Raw genomic sequence first — 25,721 nt, 5'->3', positions numbered from 1 at the left:
ATCCGAAAGTTGCGTAACATCCTTTGTACTACGGTATTTCTTAGAAGAATCCTAATTTATTCTTGTCATAAGAAATCAGCATGTTTTTGGTCTGTCTGTAGTGATCCAACATCATTTTGTGGTTCTCTCTGCCGATACCGGATTGCTTATATCCTCCGAAAGGCGCGCCTGCAGGATAGCTGTGGTATTGGTTTACCCAAACACGGCCGGCCTGTATCGCTCTCGGAATCTGATACAGCTGGTGTGCATCTCTGGTCCATACTCCGGCACCCAGTCCGTATATGGTATCGTTGGCAATCTCCAGCGCTTCTGCTTCATCCTTAAAGGTAGTCACCGCAAGTACCGGCCCGAAAATTTCCTCTTGGAACACCCGCATTTTGTTATGCCCTTTCAGCAGGGTGGGCTGTATATAGTATCCGTTAGCCAGGTCACCTTCCAGTTTGTTGGCATCGCCACCGGTAAGGACTTCAGCACCTTCTTCTTTGCCCAGGTTAATGTAGCTCAGAATTTTATCATACTGAATTTTGGATGCCTGAGCACCGATCATGGTAGAAGTATCCAGTGGGTTGCCCGGTTTGATGGCGTTTACACGTTCTACGACCTTTTCTATAAATTGGTCATAGATGCTTTCCTGAATCAGCAGTCTGGACGGACAGGTGCAAATTTCACCCTGGTTCAGAGCAAAGAGAACGGCGCCTTCAATGGCTTTATCCAGGAATGCATCATCTTCATCCATCACACTTTCAAAGAAAACGTTCGGAGATTTACCACCCAGCTCCAGGGTAACCGGAATAATGTTTTCCGTAGCATATTGCATTACCATACGGCCTGTTGCAGTAGAACCGGTGAAGGCTGCTTTCTGTACTTTCTTGTTGGTGACCAGGGCATGTCCCAGTTCAGCACCAAATCCGTTCACTACGTTCAGTACGCCCGGTGGCAGCAGGTCGCCAATCAGTTCTACCAGATAAAGGATCGAAATGGGGGTGTTTTCTGCAGGTTTCAGAATCACAGTGTTACCGGCTGCCAGAGCAGGTGCCAGTTTCCATACGGCCATCAGAATAGGGAAGTTCCACGGAATAATCTGGGCTACCACACCTATTGGTTCATTTACAATAAGCGAAACGGTATTATTGTCCAGTTCCATCAGGGATCCTTCTTCTGCGCGGATAACACCCGCAAAATAACGGAAATGGTCTATAGCCAGCGGAATATCTGCATTCAGGGTTTCACGTACCGGCTTACCGTTGTCCATAGTTTCTACTACGGCAATATTCTCAAGATTCGCTTCCATACGGTCTGCAATCTTGTTCAGGATGATACTCCGCTCGGTTACAGAGGTTTTACCCCATGTTTTGAAAGCTTCTTCTGCAGCATTTACGGCCTTATCCAGATCCTGCTCGTTAGAGTGTGCTGCTTTGGCCATCACGGTCCCGTCAAGCGGGGTAATGACATCAAAGTATTTCCCGTTGGCAGGGGGTGTCCACTGCCCATTAATGTAGTTATCGTACTTTTCTTTTAATGGTACTCTGTCATAAACTTTTGAACTCATAATGTATCTGTTTAAATATTTTGTATAAAATTACCATATTATTTGAGTATATAAAAAATAAACCGTGTTAAATATTGCTAAAACCGCATTTGGTTGATATTGATTTAATCTATTAGCTTTGCTTCTTTTGATGGATTATTTTTGTTATATCAGGCAGAAAAAAGACTCAGTTCACGGAATAGAAAACAAGATTCCCCAGCCGCAGCGCGGACGGGGAACTGAGTCTTTTTTAATGTCTGTCAGAGATTTTCCCGGATCAGTTGAATCAGTTCGGAGGCACTCACCACCCCGCCGTGTCTCCAGATGGCCTTGCCATTTCTGAATAAGATAAGCGTGGGTACACTGCGCACCTGAAAAACCAATGCAGCCTGCGGGTTTTTGTCCACATCAATTTTTATTATTGAGGCAGAGTCTGGCAGGGTGGCTTTTACTTCCTCCAGTATGGGAGCCATCATTTTGCACGGACCACACCATTCGGCAAAAAAATCTACCAGCACCGGCTTATTCTGCTGAATTACTTCCTGAAATGTCATTGCTTTTTGTATTTTCTTTTTTGAATACAGATAAAAATAACCCGCCCATTACGGCGCCGTACACAGTACTGTTTGTGGGATCCGACGTAATAGCGCAGTTGCCGGAGTGGCAACCCACGAATTTCCAGTACAGAAATCCTGCCAGCGCACCCACCAGCACACCGGTAATGGTGAGGATGTTCTTATGAATAAATGCTTTCATGTGCTTTCATTTTCAATTTGATAGGGTAAAGTTGGTCAAATAATTCCGGTCCCCACGTTACTTTTGTTACAAAAGTTCAATTTTGTTTCTCCCCAGCCGTACTTTTCCCAGTTCTTCCAGTTGTTTCAGCAGCCGTGAGACCACCACGCGTGCAGTTCCCAGTTCGTTGGCCAGCTGCTCATGGGTGATGTTCAGAACGGAACTTCCGGTAAGGGCTTGTTTTTTCTCCAGCAGCGTGAGCAGTCGCTCATCTGTCTTCTTAAAAGAGATGGCATTGACCATATCCAGCAGTTCCTCAAAGCGTTTGTGGTACAGCCGGAAGATATAGTCCAGCCATTGCGGATAATCTTTTATGAACAGGCTTACCTTTTCTACCGGAAGAAATAAAATGGAGGCATCATCTTCTACTTCTGCCCGTACTTTGCTGGTTTCGTTATGCAAACCTCCCAGAAAGGACATGATGCAACTTTCGCCGGCCTTGATGTAGTACAGCAGGATTTCCCGTCCGTCTTCTTCTGTACGGATCACCTTCAGGCTGCCGCTCATGACGATGGGAACAGAGCGTATGTACGCATGTTCTTCCAGAATGGTTTCGCCGGCCTTAAATTCTTTCTGTACGCCATATTGATTCAGTTGTTCCAGCAGTTCCGGTGAAGTACGGAAATCGGTAAGGTGTTGCAGTTCTTCCATCAGACAAAGTTAACCATTTGCCGGACGATAAGAAACCTGATTTTGAGCAAAGAAAAAAGCGCAACCGGGAAGTTGCGCTTTGATGATGCTTGTGGTGTTACACGCCGAATTGTTTTGCAAATAAATCCGGATAAACCCCCAGTGCTATGATGGCTACAATAATGAATGCAGCGACAATGTTATAGGTAAGTGATACTTTTTCCGAGGTTTTAAAACTGCTTTCTTTGAAGAAGAACATCGCGATAATCAGTCTCAGATAATACGCAATGGAAATGGCAGAACCCAGCACGGCAATCAGTACCAGAAATGCGGCACCGTTCATAGCCTGTGCAAAGAGCGCAAATTTACCCATGAAACCCGCTGTTAGCGGAATTCCCGCCATGGACAACATTGACACAGAGGCGGCTGCAGCCAGAAGGGGTTCAGATTTTGCCAGACCTTTGAAGGCCTGGTAGGAGGTTTCCCTTTTCAGTTTCTCTACCCAGATCAGACTCATCATCACACCCACAGATGCCAGTGCATAGGCGAAGAGATAGAAGGCCAGATTGTAAGTGGAAAGGTTGTTCATCCCGTAAAAAATCAGTGTGATATACCCTGCGTGAGATACGGATGAATAAGCGAGCATTCTTTTGGCATTGGTCTGCGCCAGACCCATCACATTGGCCAGAAATAAAGTAATGATGGCCAGCACCCCTACGATATTGAACCATTCACTATATAAACCGGAGAATGCAAATGTCATTAACTTAAAGAATGCGTAGAAACCGGCAATTTTTACCACGCTCATCATAAAAGTGGTAATCAGTGACGGTGAACCCTGATACACATCGGGGCTCCACATATGGAACGGAGCCAGAGCCACTTTAAAAGCCATGGCGGCTACCATCAGAATCATGCCCATAATCAGCATCAGATCTTTCGGGAATTCTTCTGCATAGGCATGAATGGCAGTCAGATCAAACGAGCCCGCAGTACCGTAAATCAGTGCGATACCAAACAGTAGGAAACCGGTGGCAAAACACCCCATCAGAAAATATTTTACAGCGGCTTCATTGGATCTCAGATTGGTTTTATTGGCTCCGGCCATTACATATAAGGGTATGGACAGAATTTCGATTCCTAAAAACAGCGTCACCAGATTCTGGTAGCTGAAGAGAACCACTGCACCGCACAGCGCAAAGAGCATCAGCGCATACAGTTCAGACTGATGAGTTCTGTGATTGCTGAATGCGAATCCGGCTATGAAGAAAATCAGCAGGGTGGTCACGATGGATATTTTGGCAAACAACGCACTGTTGGTGCCGAATTCCAGCATGGAATGATACTGATGAAAGAACTGCGGTTCCGGCAGAAAGGCTGCATACAAGGCTACCAGAAGTCCTGCAATACCAATGTATCTTGCAAACCTTCCATGGTTATAAACTCCTGAAAATAAAGCCAGGACCGCCGTAACGAATATGATAACTATAACACTCATTTCTCTAATATCAAATTAACTTACCATAGACTGGTAGATGAACTTCAACGAACTACTCACCAGCTCAATAACAGGCTGCGGGAAAACACCAAACAGAATCACCAGACCGGCTAAACTTGCCATTACCGCAAATTCTACGTGGGTGAGGTCATTAACACTGGCCAGAACTTCTTCTTTTCCGGTATTGAACATGGCTTTGCCATAAAACCTGAACAGATACGCGGCGGCAAGGATGATGGTAATCCCGGCGATGATGGCTGCAAGGATATTATAATCAAATACTGATTTCAGCAAAATAAATTCACCAATGAATCCATTGGTAAGTGGCAAGCCTACAGATCCAAGCAGAACAATCATAAAAAGCACTGCAAAACGGGGAGCTACTCTTGCCAGGCCGCCCATTTCACGGATATCCCTGCTCTTGAATCTCTTATACAGAATATCTGCACAATAGAACAACGCTACAATATTGATTCCGTGTGCGAAAGACTGTACCATGGCCCCCTCTCCACCTTCTATGGTAAAGGTTCCGTTCATTACAAGCATGGCCGAGGCAAAAATTCCCGCCACCATCAGTCCTACGTGCGAAAAAGAGGAGTACGCCAGGATTCTTTTGGCGTCGTTCTGAATCAGGGCAATCAGTGCGCCATGCAGCACCCCGATGATGGCCAGCATAATGACGATGGACCCGGATACGCCGGCAATAGCATCCGGAGTTACCGGAAGCAGGTAGCGCAGAATTCCGTAAACGGCCATTTTCAGCATGATGCCGGAAAGGAGCATACTTCCCTGTGTAGGCGAATAGGTATAGGTGTCCGGCTGCCAGGTGTGGAACGGGAACACCGGTAGTTTTACCGCAAAGGCAAAGAATATAAACCAGAACACTACCGTTTGCTGGGTGAGGTTGAGGTTTGCATTATACATGTCGGTCACTGCAAAAGAGGCAGAATAGTTATAGACATAGATAAATGCCGCCAGCATGAAGAGTGAACCTACAAAGGTGTATACAAAAAACTTGGTCGTAAATTCAAATCTTTTATTTTCCTGGCCCCACAGACCGGCAATAAACCAGATCGGAATCAGGGTGATTTCCCAGAAAATGTAGAACAGAAGCCCGTCCAGAGCAGTGAAAACACCTACAAGACCAAACTGCATCAGCAGAATCAGTGCGTAGAACGAATTTCTGTACGGTACCTTTTCATTAAAAGATGAATACACAATGAGGGGCACCAGAATATTGGTCAGCAAAAGCATCAGCATGCTCATGCCGTCAATCCCAAAGTGCAGAGATGACTTCAGAAACTGTGACCACGGATAATTAATTTCGTGCTGCAGTACGCTGTCTACCGTAGGACCACTGTTGAATCCGTACAGTATGCAGAACGTGATCAGCATCTGGATTAATGATACACCGAATGCCAGTTGCTTACCTGCCTTGCCTTTGATGGCAAACAGCAACCCCGATCCTAATAAAGGTAAAAGTAATAATGCTAATAAATGGTACGACATTATTATTGTAATAAAAAGTTAACAATCAATATAATTCCGATAGCCAGAGACATCACCAGAACATAATTTTCTACGTTTCCGTTTTGGAGGCGTTTCATGGATTTGCCGCTGTCTTCGGCGCCTTCGCCTATAAAGTCCACGGCTTTGTCCAGTATGTTGGTATCGAACATTTTTCCGCCACGGCCCAGGCCTTCTGCTGTTTTCACGAAAAGAGCATTGTACAGTTCATCAATGTACAGTTTTTTGGCAGATAGTTTTTCCCAGCCGGTAAAGTGTTCTTCGGCAACGGGAACGGCCTTTTTCACCGCATATTTATTCCGGGAAATGAACCAAACTACAAAGAACATCAGCACCGTGAGGGCTAGCAAAATCAGTTCTGTGGTGAGTGAAATACCCGACAGTCCGGCCTGCATTTCATTTTTAATATTCTCTGAAAGCAGCGGACTGAGCCACTGCTGAAGTTTTGAATAATCTCCGTGCGCTATGATGTGCGGAAGATTGATGAATCCACCAATGACTGATAAAATTGCCAGTACAACAAGAGGCAGGGTCATATTTGACGGACTTTCATGCAGATGATGTTTTTGCTCCTCGGTTCCGCGGAAGGTCCCGTGGAAGGTCAGGTAATACAGTCTGAACATATAAGTAGCCGTCATGGCTGCAATGATGAACAGAATGACCCAGAATACCGGCGATTTTGCCCAGGCTGCAATCAGTATTTCATCTTTGGAAATCATTCCGGAGAAAAACGGCATGCCTGCAATGGCAAAGGTACCTATGAGGAAGGTAATGTGGGTAATTTTAATTTTGTCTTTCAGGCCACCCATCATGCGCATATCCTGCTCACCGCTCATGGCATGGATCACAGATCCGGAGCCCAGGAACAACAACGCCTTGAAGAACGCATGTGTCATCAGATGGAACATGGCTGCGGTATAAGCGCCCACGCCCAGTGCCACAAACATAAAACCCAGTTGGGACACGGTAGAGTAGGCCAGCACTTTTTTGATGTCGTTTTGTCTCAGCGCATAGAATGCAGCCAGCAGTGCGGTAAGCAATCCTACCAGCAAGATGCCGTCCATCACCGTAGGAGCCAGCGTGAACAAAAAGTTGGAACGGAAAACCAGATACACCCCGGCCGTTACCATGGTAGCGGCGTGTATAAGTGCCGATACAGGAGTAGGACCGGCCATCGCATCCGGTAACCAGGTATAAAGCGGAACCTGAGCAGATTTTCCCACAGCTCCTATGAATAAAGAGGCACAGATGAAAATGATGGTAGAACCATCTGCTTCAAATCGGGTTACGTTCTGCGCTACAGAAAGATAATCCAGCGCATTGGTATGAAAAGCAATCATGAAAATTCCCATCAGCAGACCCAGGTCACCAATACGGTTCATGATGAACGCTTTTCTTGCCGCTTTTCCGTATTCTTTATTCTTATACCAGAATCCGATAAGAAGATAGGAGCAAAGTCCTACACCTTCCCAGCCGATAAACAGAATCACATAGTTGCTTCCCATAACCAGCAGCAACATCATGAAGATGAAGAGGTTCAGGTAAGCGAAAAATCTGTGAAACCCGGAGTCTGTATGCATGTAACCGATGGAGTAGAGATGAATCAGGGATCCGATTCCGGTAATGATCATCATCATCATAAGTGAAAGCTGATCGATATGGAAGCTGAAGTTCACCTGCATGCCGTTTACCCGGAACCACTCAAAGGCACGTACGATGTACGGCTGTGAATCTTTGTCAAAATTCAGAAATAAGTAAAAGGTAATACAGAATGCCGCAAAGACGACCAGAGTGGCAATTCCCCCGACCAGATTTTTCGGCATTTTTTTCCCGAAAAGTCCATTGATAAGGAACCCGACCAATGGCAGAAGTATAATTGTAAATATTAAATTTTCCATGCTCCTTATCCTCTTAGTTTGTTAAAAATTCCGACATCTACCGAGCGGGTATTTCGGTACATCATGGAGATGATGGCGAGTCCCACGGCTACTTCTGCCGCTGCCACTACCATGATGAAGAATACCAGAATCTGTCCGTGGCCATCGCCCATATAGCTTGCAAATGCGGCCAGCAAAAGATTTACGGAATTCAGCATTAACTCTACACACCCCAGGATGATGATGGCATTTTTGCGCAAAAGCACGCCCAATACACCCAGACAGAACAAAACCGTACACAGAATCACAAAATAATTCAGCGGTATAGTCTGTATAAAACTATTTACTTCTCCCATAATACTATAAATCTTTCTTCCCGATGAGTACTGCGCCTACAATCCCAGCTAAAATAAGGATGGAGGCCAGCTCAAACGGCACTACATATTCGTTAAACAAAAGTCTTCCCAGGTTTTTGGTAAGGCCCACAGAAAAATCAATTCCGTCTTCTGCCAGAATATTCTGCTTTACTCCGCGGAAGGCACCCAGCATCCCGATGAGTAAAATACCGGCACTGAACACCCCGATGAATTTCAGCGTATTTTGCTTTTTACTTTCATCTGCCTTGTTCAGGTTCAGCATCATCAAAATATACAGGAAGAGGACCATAATGGCACCGGCGTACACAATAATCTGAACGATGCCCAGAAACTGAGCATTGAGCAGAATGTACATGCCCGCTATGGAAAACATGGTGACAATGAGGGAAAGCAGGGCATACATCGGATTTCTGGAAAAAACAAAATATGCAGCACTTACGATAGCTAAAAAAGCGACGAAGAAAAATAAAAACTGTTCCATATTATTTCACTGCTTTTTTTTGTTTCTCAGACTGTCTGTCTGTAATGTCTATGCGGTTATTCACATCCTCTACCAGTTTATCTTTTCCATAGATAAAAGAACCTCTGTTTTCTTCTACATCTACCAGACGGTCGGTCAGGTAAATGGCAGATTTCGGACAAGCTTCTTCACACATGCCGCAGAAAATACATCTCAGCATATTGATTTCATATACGGAAGCATATTTTTCTTCTCTGTAAAGGTGTTTTTCTTCTTTGGTTCTCTCGGCAGCGGTCATGGTAATGGCTTCTGCAGGGCACGCCACGGCACAAAGGCCACAGGCAGTACATCTTTCGCGTCCTTCTTCATCCCGCTTTAGTACGTGGTGTCCGCGCCATACTTTGGCCCGGGGTTTTTGTACTTCCGGATAAGAAAACACTTTTCCTTTCGGACCTTCCAGCGCATGTCTTAAGGTAATGGCCATACCCTTCACAATCTCCGGAAGGTAAAGCTTTTCCATAAAGGTCATTTCCTTATTTGAGACAACTTTTGACCTGTTTGTAAGTTTCATTTAACTAAATTTCTTTATTAATAGCTGAAAATCAAATTTTCACATTAGTTTCCAAATAGCAGGATTACAGCACCGGTAATCACCAGGTTCAGTAATGCAAGCGGGATCAGGGTTTTCCATCCCAGGTGCATCAGCTGGTCATATCTGAATCTTGGTATTGTCCAGCGAATCCACATGAAAATCATAATTCCGATGATGGATTTGGCCAAAATGGACACAATGCTCAGAATTCCGGCGATGTTTTCTCCCCAGTTCTCGGTAACCCATCCGATTCCCGGATAGCTAAATCCACCGAAAAACAAGGTAGCAATCAGTGCATTAGAGATGAACATATTCACATACTCGCCGAACATATACATCCCAAAATTCATAGATGAATATTCGGTCATATATCCGTTTACCAGTTCAGACTCACACTCCGGCAAATCAAACGGGTGACGGTTGGTTTCTGCCATTGCCGCTACCAGAAATATAATGAATGCCAGTGGCTGATAAAAAATATTCCAGTTAAAGCCATCTGCCGGAATCAGACCCCACAGCATACCGGAACCCTGATCGGTCACAATTTTGTTCAGATCCAGACTTCCGCTCATCATGATGATGGACAGCAGAGAGAGACCCATGGCCAGTTCATAGGAAATCATTTGTGAGGAGGCACGGATGGCACCAATGAGTGAATATTTATTGTTGGAAGCCCAACCTCCGATCATCATTCCGTACACGCCTATGGATACCATACCAATCAGGAATAAAACGCCCACATCAATATTGGCCACCTGAAGGCTGAAGGATTCACCGCCGATATTTAAAGTTTGTCCCCAGGGAATAACCGCACCGGTAACCAGGGCAATAAACATGGTAATAGACGGCCCCAGAATGAACAAGAATTTTTCTGCATTGGCCGGAATAAATCCTTCTTTAAAGAAAAGTTTACCGCCGTCTGCCAGGGGTTGCAGTAACCCGAAAGGTCCCGCACGGTTGGGTCCGATTCTGTCCTGCAGGACTGCAGCCAGCTTGCGCTCGCCCCAGGTAGAGTAGGCAGCAATGCCCAGAGAAACCGCAAAAAGGGCTACTACCAGAATGATTTTAAATGTAATAAGTTCCATAAATAATGTTCAAAAGAAAAGACAATAATCTTATTTTTATTCAGGTTTTACAGTTGTTCTGCCTGCTGCTCGTCCTGGTGACTGATTTCTTTGGCACCGGCATTGTCAAGCAAAGTATGTTCATCTGCCGCTTTCTGATAGTGGTTCAGAGAGATTACCGAATGTCTGTCTATATGTCTTGGACCTTCTATGGTCCAGTGTTTCAATTCTTTGCGCTCAAAACGGCAGGTGTTGCAAATCCAGTCCTGCACTTCGTCATACTGATCTTTGCGGGCCGTCACGCGGATGATTTCTTCGCCCTTCATCCACAGTACAGCTTTCCCGGAGCATTTGTCACAGGAGCAGGTGGCATCCATGGGTTTGGTAAACCATACGCGGCTAGCAAAACGGGAGGTTCTGTCTGTTAATGCTCCTACCGGACAAACGTCTATTACATTCCCGATGAAGTCATTGTCCAGCGCTTTGTTCAGATAAGTTGAAATTTCTGCATGATCTCCGCGGAACAGAATTCCGTGTTCTCTTTTTTCGGTAAGCTGATTGGCCGCCAGTACACAGCGGGCACACAGAATACATCTGTTCATATGCAGTTTGATGTACGGACCGATATCTTCCGGCTCGAAGGTTCTTCTTTCAAACTCGGTTCTGGTTTGTTCCACACCGTGTTCGTAACCCAGATCCTGCAGGTGGCATTCCCCGGCCTGGTCACAGATGGGACAATCCAGCGGGTGGTTTACCAGCAGGAATTCGGTCACCGCTTTTCGGGCTTCCTGGGTTCTTTCGGAGGTCAGGTTTTTAATTTCCATACCGTCCATTACGCCTGTTCTGCAGCTTGCTACCAGTTTTGGCATAGGTCTCGGATCTGCTTCAGATCCTTTGGATACTTCTACCAGGCAGGTTCTGCATCGTCCTCCGCTGGTTTCCAGAGGCTTGTAGTAACACATGGCCGGTGGCACGGATTTGCCGCCAATTTGTCTGGCTGCTTCCAGTATGGAAGTTCCGGGCAGGACCTCTGTGGTCTGTCCGTCTATGGTTACTTTAAATTTTTTAATCTCGTCGCTCATTATCTGTAAATTCAAAAATGAATTATTAAAAACTTATTTTGTCAGATGCAAATACAGGTTACATCTGCCGGCATCAGGCATTTTCCTGAGGAACCGGAATGGGATCTGCATAATTGGCCAGGCCATAATTCCGCGTCAGTGCTTCCGGATTATTGATATGCCATTCAAATTCATCCCGGAAATGGCGGATGGCGGCTGCCACAGGCCATGCCGCAGCATCTCCCAGAGGGCATATGGTGTTTCCTTCAATTTTTCTTTGGATGTCCCACAGTAAATCGATGTCTGCCATAGTCCCTTCGCCGTCATTTATTTTTTTCAGGATTTTGTACATCCATGGAGTTCCCTCGCGGCACGGCGTACATTGTCCGCAACTTTCGTGTGCATAGAATCTGGCCAGTGACATGGTATGCTCTACGATACACTGATCTTCATCCAGTACTTCGAAACCTCCGGATCCCATCATGGTTCCGGTAGCAAAACCACCGTCCGCCAGGGATTCGTAGTTCATGAGTCTGGGTTCGCCGTTGATGGTTTTCAGCAGCAGATTTGCCGGTACCACCGGTACAGAGCTTCCGCCCGGAATACAGGCTTTCAGTCGCTTGCCATTGGGAATTCCGCCACAGTATTCATCAGAATATATAAATTCTTCTACGGTAATGGTCATGTCTATTTCATACACGCCGGGTTTGTTAATGTTTCCGCAGGCAGAAATCAGTTTGGTTCCGGTAGAACGGCCCACGCCGATTTTGGCGTATTCGGCACCTGTAATATTCATAATAGGAACCACCGCAGCGATGGTTTCTACATTATTCACCACAGTTGGACATTCCCACAATCCTTTTACCGCAGGGAACGGTGGTTTCAGACGTGGGTTTCCTCTTTTGCCTTCCAGGGATTCCAGCAGGGCTGTTTCTTCACCACAGATATAGGCTCCGGCACCACGCTGCACATATATTTCCAGGTCATAGCCTGTACCCAGAATATTTTTACCGAGGAAACCGTTCTTTTTGGCTTCTTCTATCGCTTCTTCCAGAATGTCCGGAATCCAGGAATATTCTCCGCGGATATAGATGTAGGAAGTGTTTGCCCCCAGTGCAAAGGAGGAAACAATCATCCCTTCTATCAGCAGATGGGGAAGAAATTCCATTAAATACCGGTCTTTGAATGTTCCCGGTTCAGATTCATCCGCATTCACGACCAGATATCTGGGCACTCCTTCTGGTTTAGCCAGGAAGCTCCACTTCATGCCCGTAGGGAATCCGGCTCCTCCGCGCCCTCTGAGTCCGGAAGTTTTTACTTCTTCCACGATTTCTTCGGGTTGCATCTTCAGTGCTTTTTCCACAGCGGCATATCCGCCCTGCTTTCTGTACACATCAAAATAGCGGATTCCTTCTATATGGGCGTCTTTAAGTAAAAGTTTTTTACTCATTTTTTAATATACTTATTGCAAATGGCTTGCAGTCATTATACATGATTTGAAATTACAATTTTTTCTGAATTCCAAAATTAGTTTTAGTCCAGTGCGAGCGCTCCCTGGCGACAAAGTTCCAGGATTTCATCTACTTTTTCTGTGGTGAGGTGCTCGTGATAAAATTTGCCAATCTGCATCATAGGTGCATAACCACAGGCACCCAGACATTCGGCAGGTTTCAGGGTGAACATCCCGTCTTCCGTAGTTTCACCATCTTTTATATTCAGTGTTTTACGAATGTGGTTCAGAATATGCTCACTGCCACGGGTCATGCAGGGTCCTGTACGGCATACTTCCAGTACGTATTTTCCTACAGGCTGCATATTGAACATGGTATAGAACGTGGCTACTTCGTAAACTTCTATGGGTTTAATTTCCAGAACGGTGGCTACATAGTCCATTACCGGAACATCCAGCCAGCCCCCAAATTCTTTCTGCGCAATATGCAGAACGGGAATGAGTGCAGATTTCTGACGTCCGGCCGGATATCTTGCGATTATTTTGTGAACCTGTTCTAATGTTTCAGGTTTAAAAGCAATATTTTCGCTCACTTTATTAACTTTTTTAATTCTTAAAAGGTGTACCGGTGTACACGATTCAATTTTGTTATTTAATCTTATGCGTCCAGTTCGCCGGCAATCACGTTCATGGAACACATGGTGACAATGGCATCTGATATCATGGATCCCTTAATCATTTCCGGATAGGCCTGGTAATAGATGAAACATGGTCTTCTGAAATGAAGCCTGTACGGGCTTCTGCCGCCGTCGCTTACCAAATAGAATCCGAGTTCCCCGTTTCCTCCTTCCACGGCATGGTATACTTCACCTTTCGGTACTTCTGTTTCGCCCATTACAATTTTGAAATGATAAATCAGGGCTTCCATATTATTATAGACATCAGCTTTCTCCGGAAGATAAAACTCCGGAACATCTGCATGGAAAGGTCCTTCCGGCAGATTTTTATAAGCTTGTTCTATGATTTTCAGACTTTCCCACACTTCCTGCTGGCGTACCATGAACCGGTCATAGGTGTCCCCGGAAGTTCCGATGGGGATAATGAAGTCAAAATCATTATAGGAAGAATAAGGATTGGCTACGCGCACATCATAGTCCACACCTGCAGCCCGCAGATTGGGACCGGTGAATCCGTAGCTCAGCGCACGTTCTGCAGAAATCCCACCCACTTTAATGGTACGGTCCATGAAGATTCTGTTTCGCTCATTCAGCGCGCAGAATTCACCCCATATTTTAGGGAATTTCTTCAGCCAGGTTTGCAGCAGTTCATGAAATTTGGGAGTAAAATCCCGTTCAAAACCGCCAATCCGGCCCATATTGGTGGTCATTCTGGCTCCGCAGATCTGCTCATATATTTCATAGATGGCTTCTCTTTCTCTGAAAAGATAGGTGAGTCCTGTAATGGCTCCTGCATCCATGGCGGTGACCCCATTACACACCATATGGTCTGCAATACGGGCAAGTTCCATCATGATGACCCTCATATAATCTACTCTTTTCGGTACTTCACACCCGATGAGTTTTTCTACCGTCATATGCCACCCTATGTTGTTGATAGGAGCAGAGCAATAGTTCATCCGGTCCGTAAGGGTAGTAATCTGTGCGAAATTTCTTCTTTCAGAAATTTTCTCGAAGGCACGGTGTATATAACCCACTGTTTGCTCTGAGTGCAGAATTCTCTCGCCGTCCATAGTCAGAACGTTTTCGAAAATTCCATGCGTGGCAGGGTGGGTGGGCCCCAGGTTCAGGGTATACAGTTGCCCGTCTATCTGTTCCTGAGATCCGTATTGATTGATAAGATTGGATAATGCGTTGTCTTTCATAATTATTTGCGTTAGGCAATAAGCAGTAATCGCTGTTTATCTTCCGAACATGGTGTCATCTTTGTCTTCGCGGGTACCATCTTCCAGTCGGTATTCCTTCAGCATAGGGTGATAGCCCAGATCTTCCATATTCAGAATGACCCTCAGATCCGGATGCCCTTTAAATTTTATTCCGTAAAAATCAAAGGTTTCTCTTTCCATCCAGTTGGCACCTGCAAAAAGATCGGTCAAAGTGTCAAATTCTGCACCTTCCTTTTGTGTGAAAGCTTTCAGGCGGATGCGGATGTTGGCTTCCATATTCTGAAGGTGATAAATCACACCCAGTTCTTTTTCGGCATCATCCGGATAGTGAATTCCACACACATCTGTAAGGAAATTAAATCCCAGAGACGAATCTCTGAGGTGATGAATGACTTTCTTTACGTCATCTTTTTTTACTTCCAGCGTCAGCATGCCGTACGGTTCAGCGGCAGCAATCACACTGTCCGGAAATTCCCGTTTTATGGCGTCCAAAACAAATTCGTTTGTCATAGTATTTTTATTTCAGGCTTCTGGTGCAGGTTTTTTTGGTCTTCTGCACGAAGCTAAAAATTATTTTATTCCGTAAGATTCCAGTAATTGCTGATATTCCGGAGTGTCTCTCCGGCGAATGCTTTCGCTCTGCGCCAGAGCCTGCACCTGCATCACGCCTTCTATAATCTGTTCCGGTCTTGGCGGACATCCCGGCACGTACACATCTACAGGGATGATTCTGTCTATTCCCTGAAGTACAGAATAGGTATCAAAAATACCTCCGCTGGAAGCACATGCACCTACGGCAACCACCCATCTGGGTTCTGCCATCTGGGTATAGACCTGTTTCAGCACAGGTCCCAGTTTTTTGGAAATAGTTCCGCATACCATCAGCATATCTGCATGGCGCGGTGAGAAGGAATTACGCTCCATGCCGAAGCGGGAGCCGTCATACGTCGGGTTCAGAAATGCCATGTATTCAATTCCACAGCATGAGGTTGCGAACGGTAATGGCCAAAGGGAGTAGCTTCTTGCCAAACCAATGACACTGCTCAGTTTGGTAGCAAAAAAACCTTCACCTTCGTACCCGGCCGGTGGCTGGGCATCCATTCTTACAACCGGTTTATTATCTGACATAATTTTTTGTTTTTTAAAATTTGAATAGTGATTTGCGAGTTCAGTTTACCCTACCGGTCCCAGTCCAGGGCACCGCGTTTCCAGACATACATAAATGCCAGAAAGAATACGGATACAAATGCCAGCACTGCCAGGAATCCTTCCATGCCAAATTCGCGGAAGTTCACAGCATACGGATAAAAGAAAACAATTTCTATATCAAAAAGTACAAAGAGAACAGCGGTAAGGAAATATTTTACAGAAAATGGTGTACGGGCATTGCCCTCTACTTCCACACCACACTCAAAACTTTGATTTTTAATATGGTCTCCCTTTTTTTGTTTGGGACCCAACAGGTGGGTTCCCGCCAGGGATAACAGTACAAAACCAATTCCCACAGCAGCCTGTATCAATATCGGTATGTAATTTTCAGGTAAATTCATGTCAATTATTTATTTAACTATGTTGTGACATCAGCCGTTTTCAAATGGCGTCACCATGCACTACAGTGTTCAAAATACACTTAATGTGCAAATTTAGGTAATTATAGGTAACAGACGAAATTTATCAGCCGAAAATACCCCTGTCAGGAATTGTATTGCTGGTAATTTAGAATAATTCCAAATTGTTGTGAATTTATTGCTTTTTTGATACTTTTTTTATTTTTCTGATGGCTAAAAAAGCAAGATAGGCAATGTATAGAAAAAGAAAGCTGGAAAAAAGGATGTTGATCAGATTATGTGTACGTTCATCTGCAACCGCGAAAAATAAATTGTAGATAACGAAGATGCTGACCAAAAAAGCGTAAATCAGGAGTTGATTTTTCATAGGGTAAGAGTTTTGGAGTAAGTTCTTCTTCGTTTGTGATTCACCGGGTGGTAGTCTTGCCACAGCAATTGTATGGCCTTGTTGTCTTCCAGTTCCGGATTGGTTTCCAGGTACCGGATTCCTTTCTTTTTGAAGACCTCAAACATTTCTTTGAAAATGATGGAAGTCACGCCTCGTTTCTGATATTCCGGATGGATGCCGATGAGATAAAAATTGGCCCGGTCGTTATTTTTAGCGGCATTCAGCAGGTGCCACCACCCAAGAGGAAACAGTTTACCATTGGCTTTCCGCAGGGCATCAGAGTAAGATGGCATGGTTACGGCAAAGGCAATGAGCTGATTTTGGGCATCGGCAATGCAAATCACAAAGTCCTTGTCCAGAAGCGGGAAATATTTCTCTTTGTAAGTTTTAATCTGCGCCTCGGTAAGCGGCGTATAGGTAGACAGGTGTTTGTAAGTTTCATCCAGCAGAATAAACATGGCATCTGCCAGCTGCAGAAAATCTTTTTTAGATTTAAAATTCATAACCTTCAAACCATATTTTTCTTTAATGAGAGTGTTGAATCTGGTGACTTTCTCCGGAAGTTCATCCGGGAAAATCAACTCGTATTCCACCCACTCTTTTTCCTTTGTCAGACCCAGATTTTCAAAATGGACAGCATAGTATTCTGCATTGTAAATACCAATCATGGTAGCCGGTTTGTCAAATCCCAGTGTCAGCACGCCTGCTTTATCCAGGTTGGTAAATCCCATGGGGCCCTCAATTTTGGAAATGCCGTGCCTCCGTGCGAAATTTTCTGCAGTTTCCATGAGTGCAGCAGAGACGGCTTTGTCATCAATAAAATCAATCCACCCGAACCGTACTTTACTTTCTCCGGTTTCTTTCAGTTCCAGATGGTTCAGCATGACGGCAATCCTGCCGACAATTTTGTTGTTTTTAAAGGCCAGAAATAATTGTGTCTCTGCATGTGAAAGAGCGGGGTTTAAGGAGGGATTCCAATAGTCTTTTTCATTTCTGATGAGAGGCGGAACGAAATTTTTGTTATTTTTGTAAAGCCACATCGGAAACCGAATGAAATCCATCATTTGCTTTGGTGTTTTAACTTCAATAACAGTAATTTCAGACATGGAATGCGCTGTTTCTAGTGGGGCAAATATAGGGTAAAAAGCGGAATAGAAGGGAGTATTTGGCATACTTTTTATAGCTTCTATAGTCTTGATCAAGAAAAATAAAATTAACAAGTTATAATGGGAGGTTATTATTTAATTATTGGTTTATCCATGTTGGTGAGTTGGCTTGTGTCTGCAAGACTGAAGTCTAAATTTGCTCACTATTCAAAAGTTCACCTGCGAAACGGAATGTCCGGAAAAGAAGTCGCAGAAAAAATGCTGCGCGACAGTGGAATTCATGATGTACAGGTGATTTCTGTGCCGGGTCAGTTGACAGACCACTACAATCCTGTGAATAAAACAGTGAATCTTTCTGAAGCGGTTTATATGCAGAGAAATGCGGCTGCGGCTGCGGTGGCTGCTCATGAGTGCGGGCACGCGGTACAGCATGCAGTGGGGTATTCCATGCTGCAGATGCGCTCCAAGCTGGTCCCTGTGGTACAGATCAGTTCCAATCTGATGCAGTTTGTGCTGATTGCAGGTATTGTGCTGATGGGGGCAACCCAGACCATCGAAAATCCAAACGGAAATACTACGGTTTTAGCCATAGGCGTGGCCATGTTTGCCATGACTACATTGTTTGCATTTGTGACTCTGCCTGTGGAGTATGACGCCAGTAACAGAGCTATGAAATGGCTGAAAGATACCGGAACCGTGACTGCAGAAGAGTTTGTGGGTGTGAAGGATTCTCTGAAATGGGCAGCCAGAACCTATGTGGTGGCCGCCATCGGCTCCCTGGCACAGTTGCTGTATTGGGCATCACTGCTGATGGGAAGAAGAGATTAAATGACGAACTGATGATATGACAGCCCCGGTTTTTCCGGGGTTTTTTTTGATGCGTTTTAGTCAAACTCAAATGTGACATGCTGCATTTCTGAAAGTTGTTCCGCGATTATTTCGCGGTCTGCTGTTTTTACTTTTGCCAGAATGGTACATTGTTCATCGGTCAAAAAGTCCTGAATTTTGCCGTTGTATTTATTGAGTATGGTAAAGATGACATTTTGTTGTTCAAAATTAAACTGTACCCGGAGAGATGATTCCAGTTCACGGGTGATGATTACTGATGCTTCCAGCGTTATTTTTGCAGATTCTTTATAGGCTTTTACCAGTCCGGAAACGCCCAGTTTTGTGCCGCCGTAATAACGGACCACAATCAGCAGGATATTGGTGAGATCATGTGCCAGCAATTGGTTGTAAATGGGCAGTCCTGCACTTCCGGAGGGTTCTCCGTCATCGTTCGCACGGTAGTTTTCACCCTGAAGGCCATACCGGAAAGCGTAACAGTGATGGGTAGCCTTGGGATGCGCCTCCCGTACCTGATCCAAAAACCGGCGGATGTCTTGTTCTTGCTCCAGCGGAAATGCAAATCCAAGGAACTTGCTGCCTTTTTCCTTCAGTAAGGTGTCTTCTACCGGTGCCTTTATGGTTTGGAGTGAATAGATGGAATTCATATCTGAGGTCAAAATTAATAATAGAAATGAATATGATCAATTTTTTGAACTCATTTAAGCTTCATGACGCCGGTAAAAATGTAAAATATTAGCTCTGAGTTGCTGAATTTCTGAAACTTCTGCAGACAATTGTGGTGCACGGGTTCCGTTTTTCAGGGTCAGCTCCGGGTTTTTAATGACCAGTATCTCATCCCAAAGACCGGCATCTATGAATTGTTGTAGCGTGAAACTTCCGCCTTCTACCAGCACAGACTGGATTTGTCTCTCATAAAGTGCCTGCATAAGATGGGTCAGAAAATCATTTTTACCGGTTTGAATCCAGTGCAGGTTGCCCTCCGATGAATTCTTAATGCTGTTGATGATGAGCGTTTCGGCTTGGTCATTGAATATGCTGAAGGTTGAGGGTACCTTTAAATCAAAATCTGTGAGGATTCTCACGGGGTTTCTTCCGTAGATTTCCCGGGTGGTAAGGGACGGATTGTCATTCAGTGCTGTTTGGGTACCTACCATGATGGCGTGTTCCTGCCGGCGCATTGTATGTACCAATTGTTTGCTAAGGGAATTTCCGATGGATACCGGTTTGAAATCATGGTCAATAAATCCGTCTGCAGATTCCGCCCATTTCAAAACGATATAGGGTCTTTTCTTTTGATGAAAAGTAAAAAATCTTTTATTCAGCGCTTTGCATTCTTCTTCCAGAACTCCCGACATGACTTCTATGCCAGCATCCTGAAGCAGTTGTATTCCCCTGCCGTTCACTTTTTCATGGGAATCCCGTGCACCAATCACCACTTTTTTGAAGCCTGTTTCGATGATTTTGTGGGCGCATGGTGGCGTTCTGCCAAAGTGAGCACAAGGCTCCAGTGACACGTAAATAGTAGACTCCGGCAGCAGTTCCGGATTTTCCACCGAATTGATGGCATTGATTTCTGCATGAGGGCCGCCGGCGTTGCGGTGGTAACCTTCGCCTATGATTTTCCCATTATGAACGATTACGCTTCCCACCATAGGGTTGGGGTAGGTCTGTCCCAGGGCATTTTGAGCCAGTTCAATGCATCTCCTGATGTAGATTTCGTGATTCATTGTTAAAAAAAACACTCAACCGGGGTTGAGCGTGTGTGTTCGGTATGTTTAACTGCTTATTGATTCGGGAATACTTCTGCAAATTTTCTAAATTGGGTTCTGAATTCCTCATCCTGCGCTGCACCGGTTTGTACAAATTTATATGCGCTTGATACATCACCATCCGGTGCGCTGACGATTTTAAAATAAATTTCTTGCTTTTCAGTCTTTCCGGAAGCGTTCGGAGCGTCATAACTTACCATGTACAAATGATCTCCAACTTCTGAGGCTTCCATGTTTTTTGCTTTATTATGCTCTTGCAGCTCCGCCATTTGATGCTCTATGATCTCTTTTTCCATCACTTTGGGATAGCGGGTAATGGTAATTTTGCTTTGTGCTTTATGCTTTGAGCCGGATTTTGCAGTGCTCTCATCTTTGGCCACGTATTCTTGTACGACAATTTCCTGCGAAGATATATCAGATTTTGTCAGTTTGAATGATTTGCCGGCAAGTTCAAATTCCTGAGGGTATTCAATGCGGTTTTCCACATCTTGTGCAAACGCAAAAAACGCTGCAGACAATAAAACGGTAGTTGCTATTTTCTTAATCATATTTTATATTTTGATGTTTATTCACCGGCGATGATTTTGTGCAGGCTTTGTTTCATAGCATCCAGCTGTGCTTTTTTATCATCTATGGTGGTATAGGTATCTTTCAATAACGGATTTTCGCGCGTAGGATTGTGGAAGAAGCCTAAATTATTTTCCAGCTTCACGATTTCGGCCTCTAGATCGCTGATCTGATTTTTGATTTTTCTGGCTTTATCGGTAATCTGGTCTTCAGAAAGTCCTTCTTCCTTCAGTTCATAATCATGGATTTTATTCAGTTTCATTTTTTCTCTCAGAGATTTGTTGAATTCTGAATTGATGCTGATTTTATCCCTCGGAACTTTACCAATGTTGTTCCATGCGGTTTTGATCTGTTCTATTTTTTCTACGCTTCCGGCTTCGTCTGTTACCTGGTTCAGCTCATCAAGCAATGCTCTTTTTTGTTTGTAATTCTCTTTCCAGTTATCTGTAGCGACGTCATTTTTCTGGCGGTAATTGTTGAAAAAAGTATTGCATGCTTCACGGAATTCATCCCATATTTTGTTGGTCATGCTTCTGGGTACATGTCCGATTTTTTTCCAGTCCTCCTGCATTTTTTTGAAGAGCGGCACGGCGGTTTCCCAGTCTTCAGAAAGCATATTGTCTTTAGCCGTTGCAATGAGTTTCATTTTTTCTTCCAGATTATGCTGGTGACTGTTTTTCAGTCCTTTGTAAAACTCATTTTTCTTATTGTTAAAGGCTTTCAGGATCTGCTTGAACTCATTCCAGTTCTGATTGGATATTTTGCGCGGAACGCTTCCGGTTTTCAGAAAATCCAGACGCAGTTCTTCTACTTTTTTAATGGCGTTTTGCCAGTAATTATGGTTAGGATCTTTATCCGGTGTCGTCAGTTTCTTAATTTCCTCAATGATGGTATTTTTCTTTTCCAGATTTACGGCTTGTTCTGCTTCTATCTGCGCATTGAGTTCGGCTTTTCTTTCGTGTATTTTATTGGAGATTTCCCGGAACTCCTGCCATGTTTTCTCACGGAATTCTTCAGCCACAGGTTCTGCTTCCTCGCGCCATAGTTTGTGCAGATACTGCAGTTCGTTCAGGGCTTTCTGTACAGAAGGTTCATTTTCCAGCTCGCGGGCTCTGGCTATAATGTGTTCTCTTTTTTCCAGATTATGGGAATATTCCTGCTCCAGGTACTCTTTATTCATATCCAGCATCTGGTAAAACTGATTCAGATGGTGGAAATAATTGTTGTTTAAAAGTTTGAATTCTGCTTTCGCTACTTGTCCGGCATGGGTCCATGCTTCCTTTATTTCGCGGATTTCCCTGAAGAAATTGGTGCCGGCTTCAGAATTGGTGTACAGATTTTTCAGTCGTTCTATAATGGACTGACGCTCTTCCAGATTTTTACTGTGCTCCAGTTCCTGCGCTTTGTGGTATTCGTCATGTTTTTCCTTATAAATGGAAAGCAGACCAGACAGTTTGGCTTTGGAAGGGTGTTCATAGCTGAAATCTTCTGCGGGGTTTCCGGCATCGGTAAATTCCTGCTTCTTCTCTTCTGTTTCGTCCGTAATATGTCTGGATGCTTCATCGCGCAAAAGATTGAACATGCGGTATTCTGCACCGGCATTTTTGCTGTTGATGATTTTCTCCATTCTGTCAAACAACTGCGGCAGACTCAGGCCTTTCAGTTCCTCTTCCAGGGAATGATGTTCTGCATCGGCATCGTCCTCATGTTTACCTGCATCATCAGCAGGTTCAGTGGTGGCTGCGTCAGCTGTTGTGTCCGGAGTTGCTGCAACTTCAGAGGAAGTGTGGTCTGTTTCAGGTTCGGTTATCTGCGGACCACTGTCTTTCACGGGTGCATCCTGTTCCTGCAAAATGCTTTCAGATTTTACATCTTCCGTGTGCGGGTTTTGTTCTGTACCGTTTGTAATTTCTTCTGCTGAAGGGTTTACATTTTCGTGCTCCGTGTTGTGATGATCCGGTGTCATAGCCAATCTTTTTTAGATGATAGTTCCTGGTTAGCGGGATTCGCGGTGAAGCCCGTAAATTTCGCATTAAATATAATCAAAAATTTTTTTAACAGAAAATTGAGCTGAAAAATTCGCTGGCATATCTCATTATGGCAAGGCTTCCGGTTTATTTTTGCCAGAGTTCCCAGGCTTTTTCCGCCTGATTTTCCAGCATGAACAGGCCGTTATAGGTCTTTGCACCGCGGCTGTAGGCGTTTTTGATGAATTGTGTTTCCGCAGGATTGTAAATCAAATCAATAACGAGATGCTCCGGAGTCAGCGCTTCAAACGGAAAAGGTACGCAGTCTGTAACGCCGGGAAATGTTCCTACAGGTGTACATTGAATCACAACTAAATGTTTGGAAACGTCTTCCGGGCTCAGATTTTCAAAGGTGATTTCGCCTTTGCGGTATACGGTTTTATAGGGAATGCCTGATTGTTGAAAAACATATTGTACCGCTTTTGCAGCGCCGCCGTTGCCTAAAATAAGTGCCGACTGATGCCTCTGCTTCCGGAATTTCAGAAAACACTTTTCAAATCCGGGTGCATCCGTATTGTAGCCGGTTTTTTTTCCGTCTTTTATGACAATGGTGTTCACCGCACCAATTTTTTCAGCTTCTGAACTCAGCGCATCCAGGTAAGGAATGATTGCTTCTTTATAGGGAATGGTCACATTTAGTCCCCGGAGATCTGGGGTTTGCAAAATCGGCAGCACCTTTTCTATGTTTTTCAGGTCGTAGATTTCATAAGAATGATCATGAAGCATGAGCCTCTGAAATTTGTCCTGAAAATATTTTTTGGAGAAAGAGTAGGCGATATCTTTACCGATTAAGCCAAATTTTAATGCAGCATTCATCTGTCAAAATTACAAAAAAGACCGGAGCGAACTCCGGTCGGTGTATGATTTATTTGTAGGGCGATCAGCGAACCAGAAATTTAAAAGATTGCTGATCCAGTTTCAGGATATACATGCCCGTTTTCATGGGTTTCAAATTGATTTTATTTGAATTTTTGAATGGCTGTTGCTCTTTCTGAATCATTCTGCCTTCTGTGGTGTAGATTTCTGCCTTCTGAATTTTCTTCAGATCATTACCTTTTACAAACAGTTCGCCGTTTACCACCGGATTTGGGTATATGGAAATGGTCTGTATTTCCGCAGTTTCGCGGGTGTCCAGCGTGTAGCAGGTCCAGGTAAGGTCATCAAAAGCTACTCTGTTTCCGGTAGAGGTGTTGTCTGTAATGCTGATGATGGCATTGCCCGTGACATTAATATTGTTGATGGTGGTGGTTATCGAGGTGTTCGCAGTGCCACTGTACGGAATGGTTCCCACAATATTCCCGTTTACACGTAGGTTGAAACTTCCTGCACTTCCGCTGAATTTCAGTTGTGTGGTAACGGTTAGACTGCTGATGCCGCCGCTCACTGTAGAAGAAGTAAGCGAACCGTTTCTGATGGTAATCGCTTTGTTGGTGATGGTCTGGTCTGTACGGGCATCTGTGGCATTCCAGGTAATTCCGTTGTTGGTCCACGTTCTGTTTGTGTAGCTGCCACTGCTTCCGGCTGGAATGTTTTCGAAATCTTCGGTTCCGCAACTTCCGCCGGGAGTTCCGCCTCCGTCCAGTGTGGTTTCAGATACGGTATTGCTTGCAGGCGAGCTGTTGCCGGCCTGATCTTTGGCAATCACATAAAAATTATAGGTCGTATTAGGGTTCAGTCCGCCCACTACGGTGCTCAGGGTTGTGCCGCTTACCGTACTGTGCAGTACACCGTTTACGTAAATCTGATAAGCCACCACACCGGTATTGTCTGTTGCTGCAGTCCAGTCCAGTTGTACTGAATTGGTTGTGGGCGCAGAAGCTGTCAGATTAGAAGGTGCAGTAGGCGCAATTGTATCCTGGGGTCCCCAGATAGAGTTGACGTATGAAGGATTGTCAATGAATGGGTTTCTGTTTCCCTGAAAGGCGTAGGATGCCTGGTTTCTTGCCAGCTCTGCGGTGGAAACCGGATCCTGGGCGTGCCACAACAGCAATTGCTGAAGCATCCATGGCTGAAGTCCAGGGTAGGCGGTATTTCCCAGCATATTGCCCGAAGAGAAACCGCTCAGTTGTGTTTCGTAGCGGGTCACGAAGTAAAAAATCATGCGCGCTACATCTCCTTTAAATTCATCAATAGGCTCAAATACAGTTCCGGAATAACCCGCAGATACCGAGCTTCCTACTTTAGAACCATTGGCCGAAGTATAACTTGCCGAACCCACCATCCCGAACGGGAAGTTGCCGCGCATACCGTTTACCTTGCCATCTGTGGCACGTACATGGTGCACATCATTTTTCATGGGTGAAGCTTCGTTAAAGAGGCTTTGTGGCACAATATGCTCCCGGTTATAGCAGTCGCCTTCATTAGAATAATTTCCGCACTGGTCATTGGTACCGTAGTTGAAATTATACGGATCCGGACCGGTCGGGTTTTCGGAATAGATATCCAGTATTTTCCCGTCATTATCATAAAAATAATCACGGTCTGTGGTTCCGTATGCGGTCCACAATCCGCCATAACCCTGATCACTGTGTCCGTTTGTGATGATGGTTTTCAGTGCAGACTTCAGCGGAGCCCCGGTAAGACCGGCTGCGGCGTTATAATAATTGGCCGGCGGGTCATACTGAGCCGAAAGCATTGAGGTAAATAAGCTCAAAATGAGCAATATAGATGTTTTTTTCATGTTCG

At 44.7% G+C, this 25,721-nt stretch carries 26 protein-coding genes; 1 reads left to right on the top strand and 25 read right to left on the bottom strand.

Annotation, left to right across the window (positions count from 1 at the left end):
* Window positions 1-40: 40 nt before the first annotated feature.
* The 19 genes from LKO26_RS08510 to LKO26_RS08420 all read right to left on the bottom strand — a co-directional run bounded on the left by LKO26_RS08510 (window position 41) and on the right by LKO26_RS08420 (window position 17,824).
* Window positions 41-1,549, bottom strand: coding sequence for an aldehyde dehydrogenase family protein (locus tag LKO26_RS08510; RefSeq protein ID WP_227587432.1), 1,509 nt, complete (start codon window positions 1,547-1,549; stop codon window positions 41-43).
* Window positions 1,550-1,788: 239 nt separating this feature from the next.
* On the bottom strand, window positions 1,789-2,082 hold the full coding sequence (trxA, locus tag LKO26_RS08505) for a thioredoxin (protein WP_227587431.1): 294 nt from the start codon (window positions 2,080-2,082) through the stop codon (window positions 1,789-1,791).
* Entirely contained in the window at window positions 2,051-2,284 is a 234-nt protein-coding gene (locus tag LKO26_RS08500) for a DUF6132 family protein (RefSeq protein ID WP_227587430.1), read from the bottom strand. Before LKO26_RS08500 ends, trxA begins: the two co-directional genes overlap by 32 nt.
* A 66-nt stretch (window positions 2,285-2,350) precedes the next feature.
* Window positions 2,351-2,974 carry a Crp/Fnr family transcriptional regulator gene (locus LKO26_RS08495; protein WP_227587429.1) on the bottom strand — a complete coding sequence of 208 codons (624 nt, stop codon included), beginning with the start codon at window positions 2,972-2,974 and terminating at the stop codon, window positions 2,351-2,353.
* Between the two features lie 97 nt (window positions 2,975-3,071).
* The gene (locus LKO26_RS08490; protein WP_227587428.1) at window positions 3,072-4,451 is read right to left on the bottom strand and encodes an NADH-quinone oxidoreductase subunit N; all 1,380 of its coding nucleotides are present in this window, start codon (window positions 4,449-4,451) and stop codon (window positions 3,072-3,074) included.
* 15 nt (window positions 4,452-4,466) lie between these two features.
* Window positions 4,467-5,960: a NuoM family protein gene (locus LKO26_RS08485; protein ID WP_227587427.1), complete on the bottom strand. Its 1,494-nt coding sequence runs from the start codon at window positions 5,958-5,960 to the stop codon at window positions 4,467-4,469.
* A gap of 2 nt (window positions 5,961-5,962) precedes the next feature.
* The gene (gene nuoL / locus LKO26_RS08480) at window positions 5,963-7,876 is read right to left on the bottom strand and encodes an NADH-quinone oxidoreductase subunit L (protein WP_227587426.1); all 1,914 of its coding nucleotides are present in this window, start codon (window positions 7,874-7,876) and stop codon (window positions 5,963-5,965) included.
* Window positions 7,877-7,881: 5 nt separating this feature from the next.
* Window positions 7,882-8,211 (bottom strand): NADH-quinone oxidoreductase subunit NuoK, encoded by a 330-nt coding sequence (gene nuoK / locus LKO26_RS08475; protein WP_227587425.1) that lies wholly within the window; start codon window positions 8,209-8,211, stop codon window positions 7,882-7,884.
* Window positions 8,212-8,215: 4 nt separating this feature from the next.
* Window positions 8,216-8,713, bottom strand: a complete 498-nt coding sequence (locus LKO26_RS08470; RefSeq protein ID WP_227587424.1) for an NADH-quinone oxidoreductase subunit J — start codon at window positions 8,711-8,713, stop codon at window positions 8,216-8,218.
* Window position 8,714: 1 nt separating this feature from the next.
* Entirely contained in the window at window positions 8,715-9,263 is a 549-nt protein-coding gene (locus LKO26_RS08465; RefSeq protein WP_227587423.1) for a NuoI/complex I 23 kDa subunit family protein, read from the bottom strand.
* Between the two features lie 44 nt (window positions 9,264-9,307).
* Window positions 9,308-10,369: an NADH-quinone oxidoreductase subunit NuoH gene (gene nuoH / locus LKO26_RS08460; protein ID WP_227587422.1), complete on the bottom strand. Its 1,062-nt coding sequence runs from the start codon at window positions 10,367-10,369 to the stop codon at window positions 9,308-9,310.
* A 47-nt stretch (window positions 10,370-10,416) separates the two neighbouring features.
* Entirely contained in the window at window positions 10,417-11,430 is a 1,014-nt protein-coding gene (locus tag LKO26_RS08455; protein WP_227587421.1) for a 2Fe-2S iron-sulfur cluster-binding protein, read from the bottom strand.
* Window positions 11,431-11,503: 73 nt separating this feature from the next.
* Window positions 11,504-12,859, bottom strand: coding sequence for an NADH-quinone oxidoreductase subunit NuoF (nuoF, locus tag LKO26_RS08450; protein WP_227587420.1), 1,356 nt, complete (start codon window positions 12,857-12,859; stop codon window positions 11,504-11,506).
* A gap of 83 nt (window positions 12,860-12,942) precedes the next feature.
* On the bottom strand, window positions 12,943-13,452 hold the full coding sequence (gene nuoE, locus LKO26_RS08445; RefSeq protein WP_227587419.1) for an NADH-quinone oxidoreductase subunit NuoE: 510 nt from the start codon (window positions 13,450-13,452) through the stop codon (window positions 12,943-12,945).
* Between the two features lie 65 nt (window positions 13,453-13,517).
* Complete coding sequence (locus LKO26_RS08440; RefSeq protein WP_227587418.1) at window positions 13,518-14,741, bottom strand: NADH-quinone oxidoreductase subunit D; 1,224 nt, start codon at window positions 14,739-14,741, stop codon at window positions 13,518-13,520.
* Between the two features lie 36 nt (window positions 14,742-14,777).
* Entirely contained in the window at window positions 14,778-15,272 is a 495-nt protein-coding gene (locus LKO26_RS08435) for an NADH-quinone oxidoreductase subunit C (RefSeq protein ID WP_227587417.1), read from the bottom strand.
* Window positions 15,273-15,332: 60 nt separating this feature from the next.
* Window positions 15,333-15,890, bottom strand: coding sequence for an NADH-quinone oxidoreductase subunit B (locus LKO26_RS08430; protein WP_227587416.1), 558 nt, complete (start codon window positions 15,888-15,890; stop codon window positions 15,333-15,335).
* A gap of 50 nt (window positions 15,891-15,940) precedes the next feature.
* Window positions 15,941-16,312, bottom strand: coding sequence for an NADH-quinone oxidoreductase subunit A (locus LKO26_RS08425; protein WP_227587415.1), 372 nt, complete (start codon window positions 16,310-16,312; stop codon window positions 15,941-15,943).
* A 381-nt stretch (window positions 16,313-16,693) separates the two neighbouring features.
* On the bottom strand, window positions 16,694-17,824 hold the full coding sequence (locus LKO26_RS08420) for a GNAT family N-acetyltransferase (RefSeq protein WP_227587414.1): 1,131 nt from the start codon (window positions 17,822-17,824) through the stop codon (window positions 16,694-16,696).
* Between the two features lie 120 nt (window positions 17,825-17,944).
* On the opposite strand from LKO26_RS08420, the gene LKO26_RS08415 reads away from it, so the two are divergent.
* Window positions 17,945-18,652 carry a zinc metallopeptidase gene (locus LKO26_RS08415; protein WP_227587413.1) on the top strand — a complete coding sequence of 236 codons (708 nt, stop codon included), beginning with the start codon at window positions 17,945-17,947 and terminating at the stop codon, window positions 18,650-18,652.
* Window positions 18,653-18,708: 56 nt separating this feature from the next.
* Here LKO26_RS08415 and LKO26_RS08410 read toward each other — a convergent pair whose 3' ends face one another.
* From LKO26_RS08410 to LKO26_RS08385, 6 genes are all read right to left on the bottom strand, one after another.
* Window positions 18,709-19,317, bottom strand: a complete 609-nt coding sequence (locus LKO26_RS08410; RefSeq protein ID WP_227587412.1) for an IMPACT family protein — start codon at window positions 19,315-19,317, stop codon at window positions 18,709-18,711.
* 54 nt (window positions 19,318-19,371) lie between these two features.
* Window positions 19,372-20,400 carry a bifunctional diaminohydroxyphosphoribosylaminopyrimidine deaminase/5-amino-6-(5-phosphoribosylamino)uracil reductase RibD gene (gene ribD / locus LKO26_RS08405; protein ID WP_227587411.1) on the bottom strand — a complete coding sequence of 343 codons (1,029 nt, stop codon included), beginning with the start codon at window positions 20,398-20,400 and terminating at the stop codon, window positions 19,372-19,374.
* A gap of 56 nt (window positions 20,401-20,456) precedes the next feature.
* Window positions 20,457-20,990: a hypothetical protein gene (locus LKO26_RS08400; protein WP_227587410.1), complete on the bottom strand. Its 534-nt coding sequence runs from the start codon at window positions 20,988-20,990 to the stop codon at window positions 20,457-20,459.
* Between the two features lie 17 nt (window positions 20,991-21,007).
* Window positions 21,008-22,975: a DUF349 domain-containing protein gene (locus LKO26_RS08395; protein ID WP_227587409.1), complete on the bottom strand. Its 1,968-nt coding sequence runs from the start codon at window positions 22,973-22,975 to the stop codon at window positions 21,008-21,010.
* 148 nt (window positions 22,976-23,123) lie between these two features.
* Window positions 23,124-23,852, bottom strand: a complete 729-nt coding sequence (locus LKO26_RS08390) for a shikimate dehydrogenase family protein (protein ID WP_227587408.1) — start codon at window positions 23,850-23,852, stop codon at window positions 23,124-23,126.
* Window positions 23,853-23,916: 64 nt separating this feature from the next.
* Window positions 23,917-25,689 carry an endonuclease gene (locus LKO26_RS08385; protein ID WP_317206379.1) on the bottom strand — a complete coding sequence of 591 codons (1,773 nt, stop codon included), beginning with the start codon at window positions 25,687-25,689 and terminating at the stop codon, window positions 23,917-23,919.
* Window positions 25,690-25,721: the final 32 nt, after the last annotated feature.

Origin of the sequence: Chryseobacterium sp. MFBS3-17 (genome assembly GCF_020687745.1) — a bacterium.
Classification (GTDB): Bacteria; Bacteroidota; Bacteroidia; order Flavobacteriales; family Weeksellaceae; genus Marnyiella.
This window is presented reverse-complemented; position numbering and strand designations above follow the sequence as displayed.

Coding starts and splice junctions, on each gene's coding strand:
- LKO26_RS08510 (WP_227587432.1), bottom strand. CDS start 1,549: ATGAGTTCAAAAGTTTATGACAGAGTACCATTAAAAGAAAAGTACGAT.
- trxA (WP_227587431.1), bottom strand. CDS start 2,082: ATGACATTTCAGGAAGTAATTCAGCAGAATAAGCCGGTGCTGGTAGAT.
- LKO26_RS08500 (WP_227587430.1), bottom strand. CDS start 2,284: ATGAAAGCATTTATTCATAAGAACATCCTCACCATTACCGGTGTGCTG.
- LKO26_RS08495 (WP_227587429.1), bottom strand. CDS start 2,974: ATGGAAGAACTGCAACACCTTACCGATTTCCGTACTTCACCGGAACTG.
- LKO26_RS08490 (WP_227587428.1), bottom strand. CDS start 4,451: ATGAGTGTTATAGTTATCATATTCGTTACGGCGGTCCTGGCTTTATTT.
- LKO26_RS08485 (WP_227587427.1), bottom strand. CDS start 5,960: ATGTCGTACCATTTATTAGCATTATTACTTTTACCTTTATTAGGATCG.
- nuoL (WP_227587426.1), bottom strand. CDS start 7,876: ATGGAAAATTTAATATTTACAATTATACTTCTGCCATTGGTCGGGTTC.
- nuoK (WP_227587425.1), bottom strand. CDS start 8,211: ATGGGAGAAGTAAATAGTTTTATACAGACTATACCGCTGAATTATTTT.
- LKO26_RS08470 (WP_227587424.1), bottom strand. CDS start 8,713: ATGGAACAGTTTTTATTTTTCTTCGTCGCTTTTTTAGCTATCGTAAGT.
- LKO26_RS08465 (WP_227587423.1), bottom strand. CDS start 9,263: ATGAAACTTACAAACAGGTCAAAAGTTGTCTCAAATAAGGAAATGACC.
- nuoH (WP_227587422.1), bottom strand. CDS start 10,369: ATGGAACTTATTACATTTAAAATCATTCTGGTAGTAGCCCTTTTTGCG.
- LKO26_RS08455 (WP_227587421.1), bottom strand. CDS start 11,430: ATGAGCGACGAGATTAAAAAATTTAAAGTAACCATAGACGGACAGACC.
- nuoF (WP_227587420.1), bottom strand. CDS start 12,859: ATGAGTAAAAAACTTTTACTTAAAGACGCCCATATAGAAGGAATCCGC.
- LKO26_RS08440 (WP_227587418.1), bottom strand. CDS start 14,741: ATGAAAGACAACGCATTATCCAATCTTATCAATCAATACGGATCTCAG.
- LKO26_RS08435 (WP_227587417.1), bottom strand. CDS start 15,272: ATGACAAACGAATTTGTTTTGGACGCCATAAAACGGGAATTTCCGGAC.
- LKO26_RS08430 (WP_227587416.1), bottom strand. CDS start 15,890: ATGTCAGATAATAAACCGGTTGTAAGAATGGATGCCCAGCCACCGGCC.
- LKO26_RS08425 (WP_227587415.1), bottom strand. CDS start 16,312: ATGAATTTACCTGAAAATTACATACCGATATTGATACAGGCTGCTGTG.
- LKO26_RS08420 (WP_227587414.1), bottom strand. CDS start 17,824: ATGTCTGAAATTACTGTTATTGAAGTTAAAACACCAAAGCAAATGATG.
- LKO26_RS08415 (WP_227587413.1), top strand. CDS start 17,945: ATGGGAGGTTATTATTTAATTATTGGTTTATCCATGTTGGTGAGTTGG.
- LKO26_RS08410 (WP_227587412.1), bottom strand. CDS start 19,317: ATGAATTCCATCTATTCACTCCAAACCATAAAGGCACCGGTAGAAGAC.
- ribD (WP_227587411.1), bottom strand. CDS start 20,400: ATGAATCACGAAATCTACATCAGGAGATGCATTGAACTGGCTCAAAAT.
- LKO26_RS08400 (WP_227587410.1), bottom strand. CDS start 20,990: ATGATTAAGAAAATAGCAACTACCGTTTTATTGTCTGCAGCGTTTTTT.
- LKO26_RS08395 (WP_227587409.1), bottom strand. CDS start 22,975: ATGACACCGGATCATCACAACACGGAGCACGAAAATGTAAACCCTTCA.
- LKO26_RS08390 (WP_227587408.1), bottom strand. CDS start 23,852: ATGAATGCTGCATTAAAATTTGGCTTAATCGGTAAAGATATCGCCTAC.